This window comes from Deltaproteobacteria bacterium (assembly GCA_020845895.1).
Taxonomy (GTDB): Bacteria; Lernaellota; Lernaellaia; order JACKCT01; family JACKCT01; genus JADLEX01.
In genome coordinates this window covers 1-16,664 of record JADLEX010000030.1, presented here as the reverse complement: position 1 = coordinate 16,664, position 16,664 = coordinate 1, and the positions used below count along the sequence as shown (strand labels likewise).

Genomic DNA, 16,664 nt, shown 5'->3' with positions numbered 1-16,664 from the left:
CCGGCGCGGCGAGGTCCGTCTCTTCGAAAAACCCGCCCGCGATTACGCCCGGCTCGAAGCGGCGCGCTATATCGCCTACGTCGCACAGGATCTCGCGCCGGTCTTCGGCTATACCGTTGCCGAATTCGTGATGATGGGGCGGCGACCCTATCAGGGCCTATGGCCCTTCGACAACGAAGAGGACGAGCGCGCCGCGCGCGAGGCCATGCACGAAACCGAGACCGATTTATTTGCCCAGCGCACGCTGTTCGAGCTGTCGGGCGGCGAACGGCGGCGCGTGACCATCGCCGCGGCGCTGGCCCAGGAGCCGTCGATCCTGCTGCTCGACGAACCCACGGCGGCGCTCGACCTTCACTACCAATTGCAGATTCACGACCTGCTGGACCGCCTGAACCGCGAGCGCTCGATCACGACGATCGTCGTCACGCACGACCTCAACCTCGCGGCGCTCTATTTCCCGCGTGTGGTGATGCTCGATCGCGGCCGGATCATCGCCGACGGTCCGCCCGCCGAAGTGCTGACCGACGAGCGACTCGCCGAGGTGTACGGCATCGCGGTCACGCGCGCCCGACACCCGGACGGCACGCCGTTCATCGCGGCATGGCCCGGCCGGCGCGAACCGGGGGTGTCGCGATGAAGCCGCTGACACCCGCGCGATTCATGCTCACGCTCGCGCCGTTTCTCGGGGCGCTCGTCGTGGTGATCGCGGTGTGCCCGCTCATCGGCTCGGTACCGCTCGACGTGCACCGGGCGCTCGATGCGTCGATCCCCCGCGACCAGAACCCAGACGCCACGCTGCTGTTCATGCTGCGCATCCCGCGCGCGCTGCTCGCGGCGCTGGCGGGCGCGGCGCTCGCCATGGCGGGCGCGGCGTTTCAGGCGCTTTTGCGCAACCCGCTCGCCGAACCATACACGCTGGGTGTCAGTTCGGGCGCGGCGCTCGGCGCGGTGGTGGCGATCAAGCTCGGCCTCGACGCGTCGTTTCTCGGCCTGACGCCGGTGCCGATCTTCGCGTTCGGCGGAAGCCTCGTCGCGATGTTCGTGATCTACCTGCTGGCGCGCGGGCGCGAGGGGTTTCCCACGTCGGTGCTGCTGCTCGCGGGGGTGACGCTCTCGTTTGTGTTCTCCGCGCTCATCCTCTTCATGCACTTCGTCGCCGACTTCACCGAGAGCGCGCAGATGGTGCGCTGGATGATGGGCGGGCTCGACGTGGTGGGCCTGCGTCCCGTGATCTCGCTCGTGCCCGCGTGGATCGTCGGCGCGGCGGCGCTGTTTTTTTTCGCGCGCGACCTGAACCTGCTCGCCTTCGGTGCGCGCGCCGCCGCAGCCAAGGGCATCGACGTGCCCCGCACGCAAAAAGGCGTCTTCGTCGCGGCGTCGCTGCTCACCGGCGCGGTCGTGAGCGCGGCGGGGCCGATCGGATTCGTCGGTCTCATCGTGCCGCACGTCGTGCGCTTTTTCACCGGGCATGACCAGAGGTTGCTGATGCCGGCGTCGGCGCTGGCGGGGGCGACGTTTCTGGTCGCGTGCGACACCTTCGCGCGCACACTGCACTCGTCGGCCGAGATCCCCGTCGGCGTGCTCACGGCGATTCTGGGCGGCCCGTTTTTTCTCGTGCTGCTCCTGCGTCAGAAGCACCGTCTGGGCGCGTAGCCCCCGGCTACTTTTTCTTGTTGCCGATGCCCTTGTATTCCCACGGCGGCACCGGCTTGCCCTGCGACCACAGCCCCTCCTTCGCCGCGCGGGCCTCGGATTCGAGCGTCTTGATCGCCGGGTCGGCGTGCTGCGGATTCGCCCACGCGAGACCCTTGCGCGCGAGTTCCTGCCCCACGTTCGGGCCTTCCTTGAGCACCAGTTCCACCCATGGCAGGCCGTCCTCGGCGGTGGCGATCGGCTTCACCACGAAGGTTCGTTGGTAGAGCATGTTCTGCGTGAAGTTTCGCGCCTTTTTGGCGTAGGGCTGTTTCTTGTGCGGGCAGGCCACGCCCCACACGCGCACGGTGATCTCCTCGCCGCCCTTGTCGATGACGACGATGTCGCCTTCCTTGGCCGACTTGTAGGTCGCCTCGTAGCTGCCGTCCGCGGGAAACGCCGCCGCGTGCGTCAGGACGACGATGAGCGCGGCCAGTCCGAATCCGAGCGCCGATTTGCGCATGGGTGCGTCCTCGATAAGATGTGGGATGAAGGTCCGGTAAGGTTTTAGCTGAAACCGACACGACGCGACAAGCTCGGGTCATGGCAGGTCAATGGCGGACGGTGAACATCCGCGCGGGGCGATGGTGGCTTACCTCGGCCTCGGGTCCAGCGTCGGCGACCGGGCGGCGCATTTGGCCTTCGCCGTGCGGCGACTCGGCGAGACGCCGGGCATTGTCGTGTTGCGCGTGTCGCGCGTGATCGAGACCGCGCCCGAGGGCGGCGTCGCGGCGCACCCGTTTCAGAACGCCGTGGCCGAAATCGAAACCACGCTCTCGCCGCGAGACCTGCTGGCCGCGTGTCTCGCCATCGAGGCCGAGGCCGGGCGCGACCGCGCCGTGCGCTGGGCCGACCGCACCCTGGACATCGACATCCTGCTCTACGGCGACGGGATCATCGACGACGGCGACCTATGTATTCCGCATCCGCGTCTCGCCGAGCGTGCGTTCGCGCTCGCTCCGCTGGCCGAACTCGCGCCGGACCGGGTTGTTCCGGGCACGGGTTTTACGGTTCGGGAACTTCTGGAGCGGCTCCGCCGTGCGCCGGCTTGAACGCGTGAGGATCACTCGGGGACGATCGGCCGCGCGTCCTCGTTTCGCTGATAGGACTTTTCGGGTATCGATCCGGAAATCGCGCCTGAGATCGCGGTCGCGGCACGCGGGCGCGGCCGGACAATGACCAGCAGGATCGCCGACGCGACGAAGAAGACGATGCCCACGGGGATCGGCGCGCCCAGAATCATCAGAACGAGGCCGAAGACAGCGACCGACTCGGCGAGCGCCGCGCGCAGGATGGAATACGTCATGAGCGGCAGGCGCCCGAGCATGCGCGGAACGACGACCGTGGAGAACACGCCGACAAACAGCGCCATCGAGCCCAGCACGGCCATGAGCATCTCGACCGGCGCGCCCTGGGCTTCGGCGAAGCCCGACATGCGCAGCGCCATCGCGATGCCCGCGTAGAAGAAGATCGACGCGAAGATCGCGCCCCAGATGATATAGGCCGCGCGGGGGACGGTTTCGGTGCTCATGGCCGGCATTCTATCGAAAACCCTTGGCGTAGCCATCCCCGGCCGGGGGCGGCCGGGCCACAAGTTTGGCTAGGCCGAGCCACAAGGCTTGGCCCAAGCCTCAAACCCAACACCTCACGCCTCAAGCCGCAAGCCCCACGCCCCGTGATCGACTGAACCGCCATTCACTTTTTGATTGACACGCGCCCGCCCGGAGGGATACGCTTTTCCCCCGTCGGCGCCAGCGTGCGACGACGCATTGCCGCGCAGGCGTGGCGTTACATCGCCCCGCGTGCGTGTGGCGCATTCGACACCTTGGGACGGAGAAAACGGCCATGTGGAGACATCTTCTTGTGATTGCGTTGGTTATGGTCGCGCTGCCGGGAACGGCGGACGCGGCCCAAACCGGGACTTGGACGATGGGCGGCGGCGTCTATCAGGGTCAGTTCCCCCTGCTCATGGACATCGGCGCCATCGACGCCGACCACGCCTTCATCCTGGGCATCAACCAGGTCGGCGAGGCGGGATTTGAGTGGGGCTGGACCACCGACGACGGCGGCGAAACCGTCAACCTGACCGGCTATGACGAGGTCGATCTGAGCGACCCGTGCCAGGCGATGATCCTGTTCAACAGCTTCACGCACTTGGCGACGGACTTTTTCGACGCCAGCAACGGCGTGATGGTCGGCATGGCCATGCCCGAGGACTGCATCGAGAGCAATCCATTCCCGGCGTGCTGGGGATGCATGTTCCTGATCGGCCCCGCGATCTGGCGCAGCACCGACGGAGGCGTGACCTGGGACATGGCCGACATCGACTGGCCGGAAGGCACGGTGGGCCTCACGCAGATCGAAACCATCGACGACATGACCGGCTTTTTGATGGGCGACCCCAACAAGCTGTTCAAGACCGACGACGCCGGCGCGACGTGGGACGAGGTGACGCCGCCCTTCAACTATGAGGTCGGCGGGACCACGGACCTGTCGTTTCTGACGCCCGAGCTCGGTTTCGCGGCGACGGGATATCAGGAGATCGAGGAAGCGATCTCGGCTTTCATGACGCCCGCGGAATACACCGAAACCGTGCTGCTACGCCGATCGGCGCTGATGCGCCACGAGCGCGATCTGCTCGAAGGCAAAGGCGGCGCGAAAGCGCCCGTGATCGGCGAGGGCCTGTTCAAGACCGAGGACGGCGGCGAAACGTGGATCGAGCTGGCCGAGGGCATGGGCTATCTGCCCTACAAGATCTCGATGGGCACCGAGCAGCACGGCGCGATCATCACGGGCGAGGAATACAGCGCCAAGGTGCTCAACACGATCCGCTACACCGACGACGGCGGCGCGACGTGGAACGAGGCCGAGATCCCCGACCCGATGCCGATGGGCAACGGCGCGTACGCGATCGGCGACATCTGGATGGTGGACGGCAACCTCGGCTTCGCGGCGTGCGACGTCAGCGTCGTGGCGTTCGCGGCGCACACCGGCGCGATCATCAAGACCGAAGACGGCGGCAAGACGTGGGAAGTCGTGAAGGGCATGGGCGACGAGGGCGCGGTCGGCGGCGGTTTCATCGCCATGGACGAGGACCGCGTGAGCAAGGAATACGCTTACGCGGTGGGCATGGGCGAGGGCCGCGTGCACTATGAGGGCCTGTTCAACGGCCCGCCGACCGCCGACGCCGGCGCGGACGGCGACGTGGCCGCGGGTGCGATCGGTACGCTCGACGGTTCGGCCAGCACCGACACCGAGAACGACACGCTCAGCTACAAGTGGGTGCAGATCGCGGGCGAGCCCGTAACGATGCCGTCGGCCTTCGGCCAGACCAACACCTTCACGCCCACGGTCGTGGGGACGGTGACCTTCGAACTCACGGTCGGCGATGGCGAGTTCATGGATACCGACGAGGTGAGCTTCAACGTGGTCGAAGGACCCCCGGCCGATGACGACACCGACGACGACGCGACGGATGACGACTCCGCCGGCGACGACGACTCCGGTGACGACGATGCCGGCGCAGACGACGACGGCGGCGCGGGCGACGATGACGACGACGATGACGGCGGTTGCTGCGGTTGATCCGCCCCGCTGAGCAACGACGAGATGACGCCGGGCGGCCGATAGGCCGCCCGGGGTCGTTTTTGGGCCGTCATAGTTTTTTTGGCGGATCCGCTGACACCCTCACCCCGGCTCGCTTCGCTCTCCACCCCTCTCCCGTCATGACGGGAGAGGGGAAGGGGTGAGGGCCGCAACGTAACGCCCCCCGACTTGACCGCGCGGCAGCGCGCGGCGCATCCTGAACGCGATTCATGGGGGTCATCGCTTGACCGACCTGCGCGCGAAGATCGACGAACGGTTGGCGCGACCGCGCTCGTACCGCGTGATCGTGCGGCGGTGCAACACCGCCGAGCCGGACCGCGTGCGCGAGATCGTGAACGAGAGCCTCGCCGAGCTGGGCATCCGGCCGCGCGGGCGCGTGCTCATCAAACCCAACGTCGTCACGGCCAACCGCAAGTACATCCACGATTCGTTCACCGATCCCAAAATCGTGGCCGAGGCGATCCGCTGGGCGCGCGAGGGCGGCGCGGCGGAGGTGACGGTCGGCGAGTCGAGCGGCTTCGGCGTGCCGTCGCGGCTGTTTCTCGCCGAAGCGGGTTACTTCGAGCTTGCGCGGGCCGGCGCGCGCGTGGTGGATTTCAACACCGAGCCCACGGTCACCGTGCCGCTGCGTCGCGCGATGCACCACAAGACCATGAAGGTCGCGCGGAGCCTCGCCGAGGCCGACACGATGATCTGGATGCCCAAGCTCAAGTACCACATCTTCTGCCAGGTCACGTGCGCGCTGAAGCTCAACATCGGCATTCTCACGCACGAAGAGCGCATGCTCTACCACGACGATCGCGTGGACGAAAAAGTCGTGGACGTGCTGGAGATGGGCTACCCCGACGCGGTGATCGTGGACGCGGTGACGATCGGCACGGGGTTCGAGTCCGCGCCGAGACCGATTCCCATGGGCGCGATCCTCGTCGCGGACGATCCCGTCGCGATGGACCTTGTCGCCTGCCGCCTGCTGCATCACGAGCCGCACCAGGTGGTGCACCTGATGCAGGCGATGGAGCGCGGCTACGGCCCACGGCAGATCGGCGACGTGCGCGTCGAGGGCGACGTCGAGATCGAGGAACTGCGCGCGGCGACGGCGGGCCACGAAAGCGAGTACCAGGACATCCAGAAACTCAAGTCGCCCATCCGGTTTTATTCGGGCGTCGATCCCGTGCGCGGGCGGTTGTGCCACGGCGGATGCCTGGGCGCGGTGAAGGGGTGCCTTGGTACCATCGACAAGCGGCGGCCCGGCTCGGTGGCGAAGGCGCGCGAGGGCGCGATCGTGACGGGTGTCTTCAAGGGCGATGTGGACGCGGGGGACGGCGTGGCGTTTCTCATCGGCACGTGCACGCGCGTCGAGGGCACGATCCGCGCGAGAAAGATCCGGCGCGTCGGCGGCTGCCCCATCGGTGCGAAGCAGCTCATGTTCACGCTGCCGTTCTATTTCAAAATGCCGAACCCGGTCTTCGACCTGCGCGATTCGGTGCTCTTCGTCGCATATTCCATCGACAAGCTCATTCGTCGGGCGCTGCGGCGTTTCACGCGCAAGGCTGAGGTGACGGCGTAGGGCGGCGATCTTCCGGAACTACGACGCGAGGAAGTACTTCACGAGCCAGTCCACGCGTCCGCGAAAGACGAAGTGCATCCCGGCGACGCGCATGACGTCCTGCATCTTTTTGCGCAACGCGGGCTTGTAGCAGTGGACCGGGCATTCCTTGCACTTGGGCTTGGGATCGAGGGGACAGCGCGTGCGCCGCTCGATCGAATACCCGAGCAGCGCCGCGCAGTCCGGGCACAGGTCGTCCGTTTTCGCGCCGTGGAGCTTCCGGCAATACACATGCGTGAATGCCCTGAGAATACCGATGTCGGTCGCGAGCTTTTGTTCGTCACGGGCGGTGAGCGGCGTCTTGCGGTAGGACACGAGGATGGGCAACTTTGGAGAATTCGCTGCGGAATTTGTGGGTGCGTGATTTGCGTGGCTCATCGCCGGACTCCCTGAACACGCCCGCACCGTACCGCGCCGCTCTTCGTGCCGCCTTGACGCACGTCAAAATGCGCCGCGCGAAATAACGAACCGGTGAGTTCGCGCACGAACAGCACGACCTTTCGCATCCTCGTCATCATCGCGATCGCGTCATCAGCGAAACCGCAGCCAGATCAGGCGCTCGGTTTTGCCGAGGCGGATGAGGCCGGGCAGGTCACCCACGTCGCGAAAACCGAGGTGGCGATAGAATGCGATCGCCTTTGCGTTGGAATCCGCGACGAGCACGAACAGGTCGCGCATGTGGACGGGCATCTCGTAGCAGACCGCCTCGATGATACGCCGCCCCAGGCCCCGCCCGCGACGTTCGGCGCGCAGCGCGAGCAGTTCCAGATATCGCCCGCCCAGAAAGCCCGGCTGCACCGTCGCCACGCCGACGACCTCGCGCGGCCCGTCGGTCGGCGTCACGACGCGCGCCATGCCCGCTTCGACCGTGCCCACAAGGAAGTCCTCGATCGTGCGCCGCTCGTAGCCGTATTTCGCCCAGGGCTCCGACGCCATCATGATGTCGGCGACGGCGGCCACTTCGTCCGCACGCATCGTCACGAGCGCGTGGCCGATTCCCAAGTCGGTATGGTCGGGGAAAAACGACGGCATCGGACCTCACATCCGTTCATACACGAAAGGCACCTCGGACACCGCGTTCACGCGCCATAGCAGCCACGCGACGACCAGTCCAGCCGCGACCTGCACCGGCCACGGCAGCCGCGCGAAGCCGTCGCGGATCTTCGCCACCCACGGCGCGGGGGTGAACGCGGCGAGCTGCGCGGCGGCGAAGACCGCGATCACCGTCGTGGTCAGGTTCGGCGTTTCGTAAATGCCGAGCGGCAGGATCGACGCGAGGTCGGACACGGTCTGCAAATCGTGCGCGCGCCACAGCGTCCACGCGGCGGTCATGGCGAGGAACGTCAGCAGCCAACCGATCGCGCGCGCGGCGAAGCTTGGTGTTTCTCCCGAGTTTTTGCGCGAGATCAGCATCGCCACGAAAAGCGTGGCGCCGACGAAGGCGCCGAAGGCGAGCGTGGTTTCGCTCGGACCCACAACGACGCCGACGAGCAGGGGCGGCGCGAATGCGGCGAGTGCGCGCCGGATGCGCGAGGCATCGGGCCCGCCCGCGAGCGGCCTGTACACCGCATCGCGGAGCGCGGATGTGAGCGGAGCGAGAAAACGGCGCCAGTAGTCGCGCGGGCCCTTCGCCATGGCGGGCGACGCGAAGCTGTCCGGAAGATCGAAACCGAGCAGCAGTCCGACGGCGACGGCGATGTCGCACGCGCCCGACCAAAGCGCGGCGAAGACGAGCGCATTCGCGAAGAGCGCGAAAATCACCTCGGTGGTGGAAAATAGCGTGGGCAGATCGAAGACCTTGTCCACCATGTTGAGCGCGAGGTAGTCGGCGACGGCGACGATTTTGATCGCGCCGAGCGCGCCGTGCCAGATCGCGCGGCCGCGCCGCTCGCCCGCGAGCCGTGCCGGTGTGCGAATTTTCCGCGCGAACGCGCCGGGATCGACCATCGGGCCCGCCCACATGCGCGGGAAGAACACGGCGGCGAGCGAATGGTCGAGGATGCACTCCGTCGGCGTCGCGCGCCTGCCCGCGATGGCGAGCACGTGCGCGAGGTTCTGCGCGAAGAGGAGCGACCAGCCGATGGGGAGCGCCGCGATGGTGCCGCCCTCGTTCAGCGCCGCGCCCATCAGGCCGGGCCACGCGGCCAGCACGTCCGCGAATCGATGCAGGTTGTGCAGGGCGAGGATCGCGCCGAGGTTCATGACCGCGCTCACGACGGCGGCCAGGCGGCGCGATCGGTCGCGCGCGGCGGCGTGGGCGAGGGCGCGATCGACCAGCGTTGTCGCGGCGAAGAGCAACGCGAACGCCGGCGAGATCCACGCGAAGAGCGCGAGGCTCGCGGCGATGAGCCACACGGCGCGAACGCGCGTACGGGCGATCGACAGTTCAGTCGTCATGCGAGTCGGACGTTATCGAAGGGTCGGCGCGGCGGCAAGGGGCAGTGCCGTCAATCGTCGTCGCCGGTTCCGCCGACGAGGTCGATTTGGATGGTTGGAGGAAACGCCGCGGCGAACAGGCAACGATCGACCCACTCGTCGGCGTCGAGGCGCGCGCCCTCGGAGAGGTTCGCGGGGCGGCGTTCCGAGAACACGACCGCCGCGTCGGCGAACCGCCCGGCCTCGTAATACGCGCGACCCAACGTGCGCCACGCCTCGCGCGTGAGGGCATCGTCAGGCAGGTCGAGCGCGAGCGCGGCGTCGAGGTGCGAGGTCGCGTCGTCAAACCGCCGCGCGCCGAAAAGCCTGCGCCCGAGCAGATAACGCACCACGGCGGCGTCGGGCCGCGCATCGAGCGCTGCGTGCAGATCGTGCCAGCGCGCGCCCTCGGCGTCGGGTTCGACGAGATACCGGCGGAGTAGGGGTTCGATCGAGGCGGTGTCGAGCGCGTAAATCGCCACGATCGCCTCGCGCCGGTTGCCGTCGCCCATGCCGAACGAACGCACGTCGTCGTAAAGCCGCCGGGCGGCATCGAGATCGCTGCGCCGCCACGCGAGGGCGGCCTGCGTGAGCCGGGCCTGCGTGGCCGCGAGCAGGTTGCCGCGCACGGGTTTGCCGGGCTCGGGCGTCGCGAAAAACTCCGAGCCCTCCGCCGCGAAGATCTCGGCCGCCTCTCGCTCGGCTTCGTCCAGGCGGCGTGCCGCGACGAGCGCGGCCATGAGGTCGCGTCGGTGGCGCGAATCGCCGCCGGAAAGGTCGAGTGCGTCGCCGAAAAGCCGCACGGATTTTTGCGCGCGGCCGGCCTCGAGCGCGCGAGCGCCATCTTCTTCCAGCGTGCCGACCGTGCGGGCGCAGCGGCCCTCGAAGAGCGACGGGCGAAAAAAGCGGTACGCGGCGACGCGGCCGAGATCGGGCGGCACGGCGATAGCGTCGAGCGACACCTCCCACTCGTCCACCAGCTCGCGCAGGCTCTTTCCGAATGCCTCGCTAAAGTCGCCGGTGCGATACACGCGTGCGAGTGCGTCGGTCGAATGCCGCTCGCGCAGCCACGTGAGAAATCCTCCCCACGCGAGATAGCTGCGCGTGCCGGAGAGGCGCCAGAAGCCGGTCGGGCCGGAGATGTCGGCGAGATCGGGTAGGCGACCGACGGACTTCATTGCCGCGGCCCAATCGGGGATCGTCCAGTCTTCGCGCCACACTTCGGATGCGACGGCGAGGCCCTCGGTAATACCGAGAACGCGTGAGAACCCGAGCCCCGGCAAACCCCACGGCTCGGCCAGTACGTGAACGACCTCGTGCTTGAGCACGGTGTGCGGCGGACGCTCAACCGTCATGTGCATTTCGCGGTTCCAGCAGCTCGCCCACTGCGTGTCGCCCGCGCCGGTCAGGCGCTTTTTCTCTCGCGCCGAACGGTAGTAGTAGGCGTCAACGGGCTCGGGATGGTCCAGACCAAGCCATTTTGTCTGGCGCGAGAACCGATGCTCCAGGTCGATGAGCAACAGGCGCGCTTCGTCCGGCGGCGTGTCCTCGGGAACGTGCATCGTTACGTTCGGCCCACGTGCAATCGCGCCGAGCGTGGCATCGATTTTCGCGCGGTCGGTCGAGGCGTCGAGGCGCGGCCCGATCACCGCGAGCGCGATCGTCGCGGCGACACCCGCGAACAGCGTCGCGATGGGGGCGACCGAATGGGTCGGCGGGCTTTCTCGGCGGCGCGCGATGAGAGCGGCCAGTGCGAAGAGCGCGGTCGCCTCGGCGAGGGCGAGGGCGCGCGAGGCGGCGAGCGTCACGGTGATCCGCACCGCGCGGTCGTACACCGGGCCCGGGAAATAGCCGAGCAGCGCGTTGTAGGCGAAGGTCATCGCCTCCGTGCGGATGCCGACGAGTTCCCACGCGAGATGCGCGGCGACGATGCCGACGTAGGCAAGGTGCGTTCGGCGCGGGCTCATTGGGAGCGACGACAGGAACGCCCCCCACGCCGTGCCGAGCACGATGGCCGGAGCGGGCAGCACGAGAAACCACCAGACGTCGCGGGAGGCGTCGCACGCGCCGCGCGCGATGCCCGCGGCGAACACCGCCGCGACGCACGCGATCCACAGCCCCGCAGTCGCCAGCGCGGAGGCTGAAGTCGACGCGAGCAAGGGCGTGTGCGCGTGATGACGCCGCCATGCGATGGCGAGGTGTCCCGCGACGGTGGCGAACCAGATCGTCTGGATTTCGGCGGCTTCGTAGCCCGGCACGCCGACGAGCGGGAGTGCGATCTGAACGGCGGTGAGGATTCCCGTCGCGACGCACCACCATCGGAAGGCTCGCGGTGCGCGGCCGGACAAGGGAGCGGAGTGCGTTGCGCGATTCGTCATGGCGTCCAAACGAAAACCGCCGGCGCCCGTTCGAGCCCGGCGGTCGTTTTCGGCTGCGCGGCGATCAGACGAAGAAGAGGACGAAGACCGCCGTCACCACCGAGGCGACTTTCAGCACGAGCAGGGCGTAGTTCGTTTCGTCGTCGTTGATGCTGCCGACGAACTTGTAGGTGTTCGGCAGGAACGCCGATCCGGAGTTGTCGTACACGCCGTCGTCGAAGAGCCGGAACTGTTCGTGAATCTTCACCACGATCGCGAGCAGGTCCTGCAATCTCGTACGATTGAGTTCCATCATCGCCGCGATGGTGAACCCGGTCAGACCGACCATTCCGGCGAAGAAGAGCCGGAAGAGGAGTGAGTAGATCCAGCTTCCCGTGCACGTCGCGCCGCACAGGGCGCGGATCAGAAATGCGCCGATCGCGACACCCGCCACGAGCGAAATGCCCGTGATGAGCAGCCGGTCTTCCTTGGACTTGCGGTAGATGACCTCGTCCTCGTGCGTTTTGAGCAGCGTCTTGACGACCGAGAAGCGGTCGATGTCGTACGGCTCGAATCCGTTGCCGTTTCCGTTTTCGGGCTTCGCCTCGGTGCTCGGTGCCGCGGGCGCGCCGGCGGGCGTACTCGTTTTCGCGGCGGTCTTTCGCGCGCGCGCGGTCTTCGCCGATTTCGTCTCGGTCGCGTCGAAGATGGAATCGAAGCCTTTGCTACCGGGCTTTTTGGCCATGACGGGTCTTGCCTCCTGAAAGACGCGCGAGCACCTCTTCGGTCAGGGCCGCAAAATCCTGCGTCCCTTTCCCCGAGGCGGAACCCTCATACTGGAAGATCGTCTCCCGGGCGTGCGGCGCGCTCTTGTGCTTGGTATTAATCCGAATCCGGGTCTGAAACAACCGATCGCCGAACCGGGACTGCATCACCTGCTCGACCTCGCCGGTGATCTTTTCGCGGCGGTCCACCATCGTCAGGAGAAATCCGAGAATCTCCAGATCGGGGTGCAGCTTGCGCTTCACCTTGTCCACGGTTTCGAGCAAAAACTTGAGCCCGAGCAGCGGCAGGTACTCGCAGCTCACGGGCACGATCAGCGCGTCGGAAGCCACGAAGGCGTTGATCGTCAGCAATCCGAGGTACGGCCCGGTATCGATGAGGATGTGGTCGTACGCGCGCAGCGCCTTGTCGTCGATCAGATTCGCGAGATAGCGCTCGCGTCCCATCAGGCTGGCGAGGTTGAGGTCGGCGTTGGCCAGGCTGTCGCCCGCGGGGGCGAGGTCGAGCCCGTCCACCTTGGTCTTGACCACGATTTTCGCGAGGGGACGTTCGTCGAGCAGCGCTTCGCACACGCCGGGCTCATCGTCTTCCAGGCGGCGGTACAGGAACTGCGTGGCGTTGCACTGCGCGTCGAGATCGACGAGCAGCACGCGCAAACCCTTGCGGGCGAGCCCGGCGCCCAGGTTGATCGCGGTGGTGGTTTTGCCGACACCGCCCTTTTGATTGGTGATCGAAATGACCGCCATGCGTTGGAAAATCCCGCTGGAGAGGAAAGACGCAGGTTTCATATCACGCGCGTTTTTTGGGTGTCAACGCAATCGGCGCTCCGAGCGGTTGTCGCCGGGCGCGTTCCCCTGCTAACGTGCGCGCTCATTCGGGGGATCGCCCATGCGCCGTTTCGCGGGAATGTCGCTCGTCGCCGCGCTTGCCGTCGTGCTCGTGTCCGGCTGCGCCACGTACCGATTCGAGGGGACGATGGCCGCGTCGCCCCCGGCGCTGGCGCGCGAGGAGATCCCCGAGTTCGCGTACGACCGCGCGAATCCGATCGCGCCGATCATCGAGGGCAAGACGAAGGACCACGGCAAGTACGTCGAGCGCGGCCTGAAATGGCGCGCGCGCGACATGGAGAAGATGAGGGAGAAGAACGCGAAGGCGTACTTCTATTCGCCCAAGGACGAAGGTCGGCAGACCCCGGCGCTCGTGCTGCTGCCGCCGACCGGAGGCCCGTACGACATCGTCAAACCCTACGCCGAGTATTTCGCCGAGCGGGGATTCACGGTCATTGCGCTGCGCCGCCGTGAGACGTTCTTCAAGCCCGACAAGCCGCTCGAATACAGCGCGATTCAGATCCGCCAGGCGGTGATCGACGCGCGCCGGGCCCTCGATTATCTCGACACGCTTCCGTACGTGGACAAGAACAAGACGGCCGTGATGGGCATTTCCCTCGGCGGCATCATCGGCGCACTGACGATGGAATCCGACGGGCGCGTCGAGGCGGCGGGGTTTCTCGTCACCGGCGCGCATCTGCCCGACATCGTGGCCGAGAGCGGATTCTCGCGCGTGTACAAGCTGCGCGAAGCCGTGATGGAACGCGAGAACATCGCCCCTACGCAGCTTCGCGCCGCGGTGGAACCCGCATTCGGGCCGGTGGACCCCGCGCGCTACGCGGACCGGATCGATCCCGCGCGGCTCGTGATGGTCAACGGCGCGATCGACGACATCATCCCGCGCGAGATCGTGCTCAAGACGCGCGACACCTACGGCAAACCCACCGTGCACTTCATGCCGCTCACGCACTACACGTCGATCGGGTTTCCGTCGTACGCGAACCGCAAGATCTACGAGCACTTCCAAAAGGTGCTGAATCTGTAAGATCCGTCGGAACGGCTCGGTTTCGAAGTCGCGAGACAGCATGTGGCACAGCCGCCCCCGGCTGTGCGAACGCCGTGCACAGCCGGGGGCGGCTGGGCCACATGACGAGAAACGGCGCCCCTTGCGGGACGCCGTTCCATCATCGTTCAGCTAGAATGACGATCAGTCGTCCGTGCCGTTGTCCCCACAGCCGCAGCAACCGCCGGTGACCTGGCCCTCGGGCCAGCCCGCGTCTTCTTCCTTTTCGCCCGCGGGGGTCGGGCCGGGATCTTCTTCGTCGTCATCGGCCGGCGGTTCGAGATCGTCGTCGCCCTCGGGGGCTTCGCAAATATCGGTGCTTTCCACGCACACCTCGCCCTCGGGACACGGGTTGCCGGTGTGGTCGCAGGTCTGTTCGGCCTCGTTGCACGACTCGTCACCGTTGCAGAACGAGCCGTCGTCCTCGCAGACGACGTTCGTCTCGCACGTGTCGGACAGCTCGTTACACTCCTCGTAGCCGTTGCAGAACACGCCGTCGTCCGGACACGGATTGCCGGTGTGACCGCACATGTCGAGGGTGTCGTCGCAGATCTCGTCGCCGTTACAGTACGCGCCGTCATCGGGGCAATTCGGCACCTGCTTTTGCTCGCAGGCGTCCGTCGTCTCGTTGCACTGCTCGCGACCGGTGCAATACAGCCCGTCGTCCGGACACGGGAAGTCGCCGGGCCCGCACAGTCCGGTCTGCGTGTCGCACTCCTCCGCGCCGTTGCAGAAGATGCCATCGTCGCAGTCTTCCGGTCCCTCGCACAGACACTGGTCCTCGCCGTCGCAGTCCTGGTCGATGCGGTCGCAGTTGATCTCCTCGGCGCCCGGATAGATCGTGTCGTCCCAGTCGTTGCAGTCGTCGCCGTCGCACTGCGGGCCGTCATGGCCGTCGCCGTCGTTGTCGCACTCCAGGATGATGCCGTAGAGCGGAATGAACTCCGATCCCGCCTGCGTGCCGAAGCTCGTGAACACGGACACGCCCTTGTCGGCGGCCACGTGCCACTGCGTCATGTAGGACGAAACCATCTGGTGGCCGCCCTGATCGAGCGTGCCGGACCACGCCACGAGGTCGTCGCCCGGGCTCACCGTGCCGCGCGTGTCGGTGACGGTGATGTTGGTCGCGTCTTCGTACGCGAAGACGTCGATCTGGCCGTTCACCGTGGTGAAGAAGAAGTCGATGCCAATGCGCGTGCCCACGTCGTCGGAGGCGATCGACATGTAGTGGTAATCGCCCGCCGCGCCGATATACGGAACCACGTTGACCGACACGTTCGCCGACGATTCGACCTTGAAGTACATGTCCACGAAGGTCTGGCGCCACATCTCTCCGCGCGCCAGCGTGCCGGTGAAGATCACCGCGTTGGTGGTCGAGTTCGTCACGGTGACGGTGTTGCCGTCGGTGAAACTCGACACGACGACGTCGGCGTTGCCGCTCGTGGTTCCCGCGTAGCCGAGGAACAGCTTGCCCGAGAACAGGCCCGTCGAGGCGGGCACCGCGTAGCCGATGTCGCTGAAGTTCAGGATCGAGATCGGCTTGCTGGCGATCGTCTTGATGTACTTGTCGCGGCTCGCGACGGTGTTGAGCACCCAGTGCTCGCCGGCGTCGATGGTCGTCGTGCCCAGCGACACGTCGGTATCCATGTTGAACGCCTGGATCGTCGTGCCGTTCTGGTAGGCGAACGCGATCTGCTTCATATCCGCGCCGGTGGCGTACTGGTAGCTGTAGAACTTGTTGCCCACCGCGAGCGAATGCTCGTTGACCGCGTAGTAGCCGACGATGTTGTTGGCGGCGTTGCCCACGAGCACGGCGATGAGGTCCGACGCGTCGAGGCGATACACACCCGTGAGAATGTTGAACGCAACGTGCTCACCGTCGTTGAGCGTGCCGCTCTGGATCGGCGAACCGCCCGCGTTGTAGAGGGTGTACGTGGTGCCGTCGATGTAGCCGAACAGGTAGATCTTGTCGAAGGCGTAGAAATACGACGTGTTGGGGAAGGCGCTCACCACGCGGGGCGGCCATGTGGGCGCGGGCAACACGACGGGCAGGACAGGGTCCATGGCGTGCGGGCCGACCGCGCCGTTGGCGAAGACATCGGCCGCCGAGAGGTCATCCTTCGGCGACGCCAAGAATACGACCGCGCACGCGGTCAGTACGGTCAACGTGACGGCGATCGCCGCCGCTTTGCGGGACATGACAACATCCTCCATCCGCGATTCGAGACGACCCGTCAAAACGTTTGCGTCGTCGAACAGACATTCAAAACTAGCATAACGGACGTGCGTGGCGATAGGGGCGGGACCCCCGCCCT

General features: G+C 66.6%; 15 protein-coding genes. 6 read left to right on the top strand and 9 right to left on the bottom strand.

Annotation, left to right across the window (positions count from 1 at the left end; genetic code table 11):
• Both IT350_03650 and IT350_03645 read left to right on the top strand, forming a co-directional pair.
• Window positions 1-637, top strand: a 637-nt coding sequence (locus IT350_03650; protein MCC6157121.1) for an ABC transporter ATP-binding protein, incomplete at its 5' end; no start/stop codon positions are given.
• Window positions 634-1,653 carry an iron ABC transporter permease gene (locus IT350_03645; GenBank protein ID MCC6157120.1) on the top strand — a complete coding sequence of 340 codons (1,020 nt, stop codon included), beginning with the start codon at window positions 634-636 and terminating at the stop codon, window positions 1,651-1,653. The genes IT350_03650 and IT350_03645, both read left to right, overlap by 4 nt.
• A gap of 7 nt (window positions 1,654-1,660) precedes the next feature.
• Here the strand turns inward: IT350_03645 and IT350_03640 are convergent, their stop codons facing one another.
• Window positions 1,661-2,155, bottom strand: coding sequence for a thermonuclease family protein (locus tag IT350_03640; GenBank protein ID MCC6157119.1), 495 nt, complete (start codon window positions 2,153-2,155; stop codon window positions 1,661-1,663).
• A 121-nt stretch (window positions 2,156-2,276) separates the two neighbouring features.
• Here IT350_03640 and folK point away from each other — a divergent pair, with 121 nt between their 5' ends.
• Window positions 2,277-2,744: a 2-amino-4-hydroxy-6-hydroxymethyldihydropteridine diphosphokinase gene (gene folK / locus IT350_03635; protein ID MCC6157118.1), complete on the top strand. Its 468-nt coding sequence runs from the start codon at window positions 2,277-2,279 to the stop codon at window positions 2,742-2,744.
• Between the two features lie 11 nt (window positions 2,745-2,755).
• Here the strand turns inward: folK and IT350_03630 are convergent, their stop codons facing one another.
• Entirely contained in the window at window positions 2,756-3,223 is a 468-nt protein-coding gene (locus tag IT350_03630; GenBank protein MCC6157117.1) for a hypothetical protein, read from the bottom strand.
• Between the two features lie 314 nt (window positions 3,224-3,537).
• Here IT350_03630 and IT350_03625 point away from each other — a divergent pair, with 314 nt between their 5' ends.
• Both IT350_03625 and IT350_03620 read left to right on the top strand, forming a co-directional pair.
• Entirely contained in the window at window positions 3,538-5,277 is a 1,740-nt protein-coding gene (locus IT350_03625) for a hypothetical protein (protein MCC6157116.1), read from the top strand.
• Between the two features lie 244 nt (window positions 5,278-5,521).
• Window positions 5,522-6,865, top strand: coding sequence for a DUF362 domain-containing protein (locus IT350_03620; protein ID MCC6157115.1), 1,344 nt, complete (start codon window positions 5,522-5,524; stop codon window positions 6,863-6,865).
• A gap of 18 nt (window positions 6,866-6,883) precedes the next feature.
• Here IT350_03620 and IT350_03615 read toward each other — a convergent pair whose 3' ends face one another.
• From IT350_03615 to IT350_03590, 6 genes are all read right to left on the bottom strand, one after another.
• Window positions 6,884-7,282 (bottom strand): nitrous oxide-stimulated promoter family protein, encoded by a 399-nt coding sequence (locus IT350_03615; GenBank protein ID MCC6157114.1) that lies wholly within the window; start codon window positions 7,280-7,282, stop codon window positions 6,884-6,886.
• Window positions 7,283-7,435: 153 nt separating this feature from the next.
• Entirely contained in the window at window positions 7,436-7,936 is a 501-nt protein-coding gene (locus tag IT350_03610) for a GNAT family N-acetyltransferase (GenBank protein ID MCC6157113.1), read from the bottom strand.
• Window positions 7,937-7,942: 6 nt separating this feature from the next.
• Window positions 7,943-9,301 carry a hypothetical protein gene (locus IT350_03605; protein ID MCC6157112.1) on the bottom strand — a complete coding sequence of 453 codons (1,359 nt, stop codon included), beginning with the start codon at window positions 9,299-9,301 and terminating at the stop codon, window positions 7,943-7,945.
• A 50-nt stretch (window positions 9,302-9,351) separates the two neighbouring features.
• Window positions 9,352-11,697 (bottom strand): hypothetical protein, encoded by a 2,346-nt coding sequence (locus IT350_03600; protein MCC6157111.1) that lies wholly within the window; start codon window positions 11,695-11,697, stop codon window positions 9,352-9,354.
• Between the two features lie 64 nt (window positions 11,698-11,761).
• Window positions 11,762-12,421 (bottom strand): hypothetical protein, encoded by a 660-nt coding sequence (locus IT350_03595; protein ID MCC6157110.1) that lies wholly within the window; start codon window positions 12,419-12,421, stop codon window positions 11,762-11,764.
• Window positions 12,402-13,205 (bottom strand): ParA family protein, encoded by an 804-nt coding sequence (locus tag IT350_03590; protein ID MCC6157109.1) that lies wholly within the window; start codon window positions 13,203-13,205, stop codon window positions 12,402-12,404. The genes IT350_03595 and IT350_03590 overlap by 20 nt, the downstream gene beginning before the upstream one ends.
• A 142-nt stretch (window positions 13,206-13,347) precedes the next feature.
• Between IT350_03590 and IT350_03585 the strand changes: the two genes are divergently transcribed.
• Entirely contained in the window at window positions 13,348-14,331 is a 984-nt protein-coding gene (locus IT350_03585; protein MCC6157108.1) for a hypothetical protein, read from the top strand.
• Between the two features lie 162 nt (window positions 14,332-14,493).
• Here IT350_03585 and IT350_03580 read toward each other — a convergent pair whose 3' ends face one another.
• Window positions 14,494-16,548 carry a hypothetical protein gene (locus IT350_03580; GenBank protein MCC6157107.1) on the bottom strand — a complete coding sequence of 685 codons (2,055 nt, stop codon included), beginning with the start codon at window positions 16,546-16,548 and terminating at the stop codon, window positions 14,494-14,496.
• Window positions 16,549-16,664: the final 116 nt, after the last annotated feature.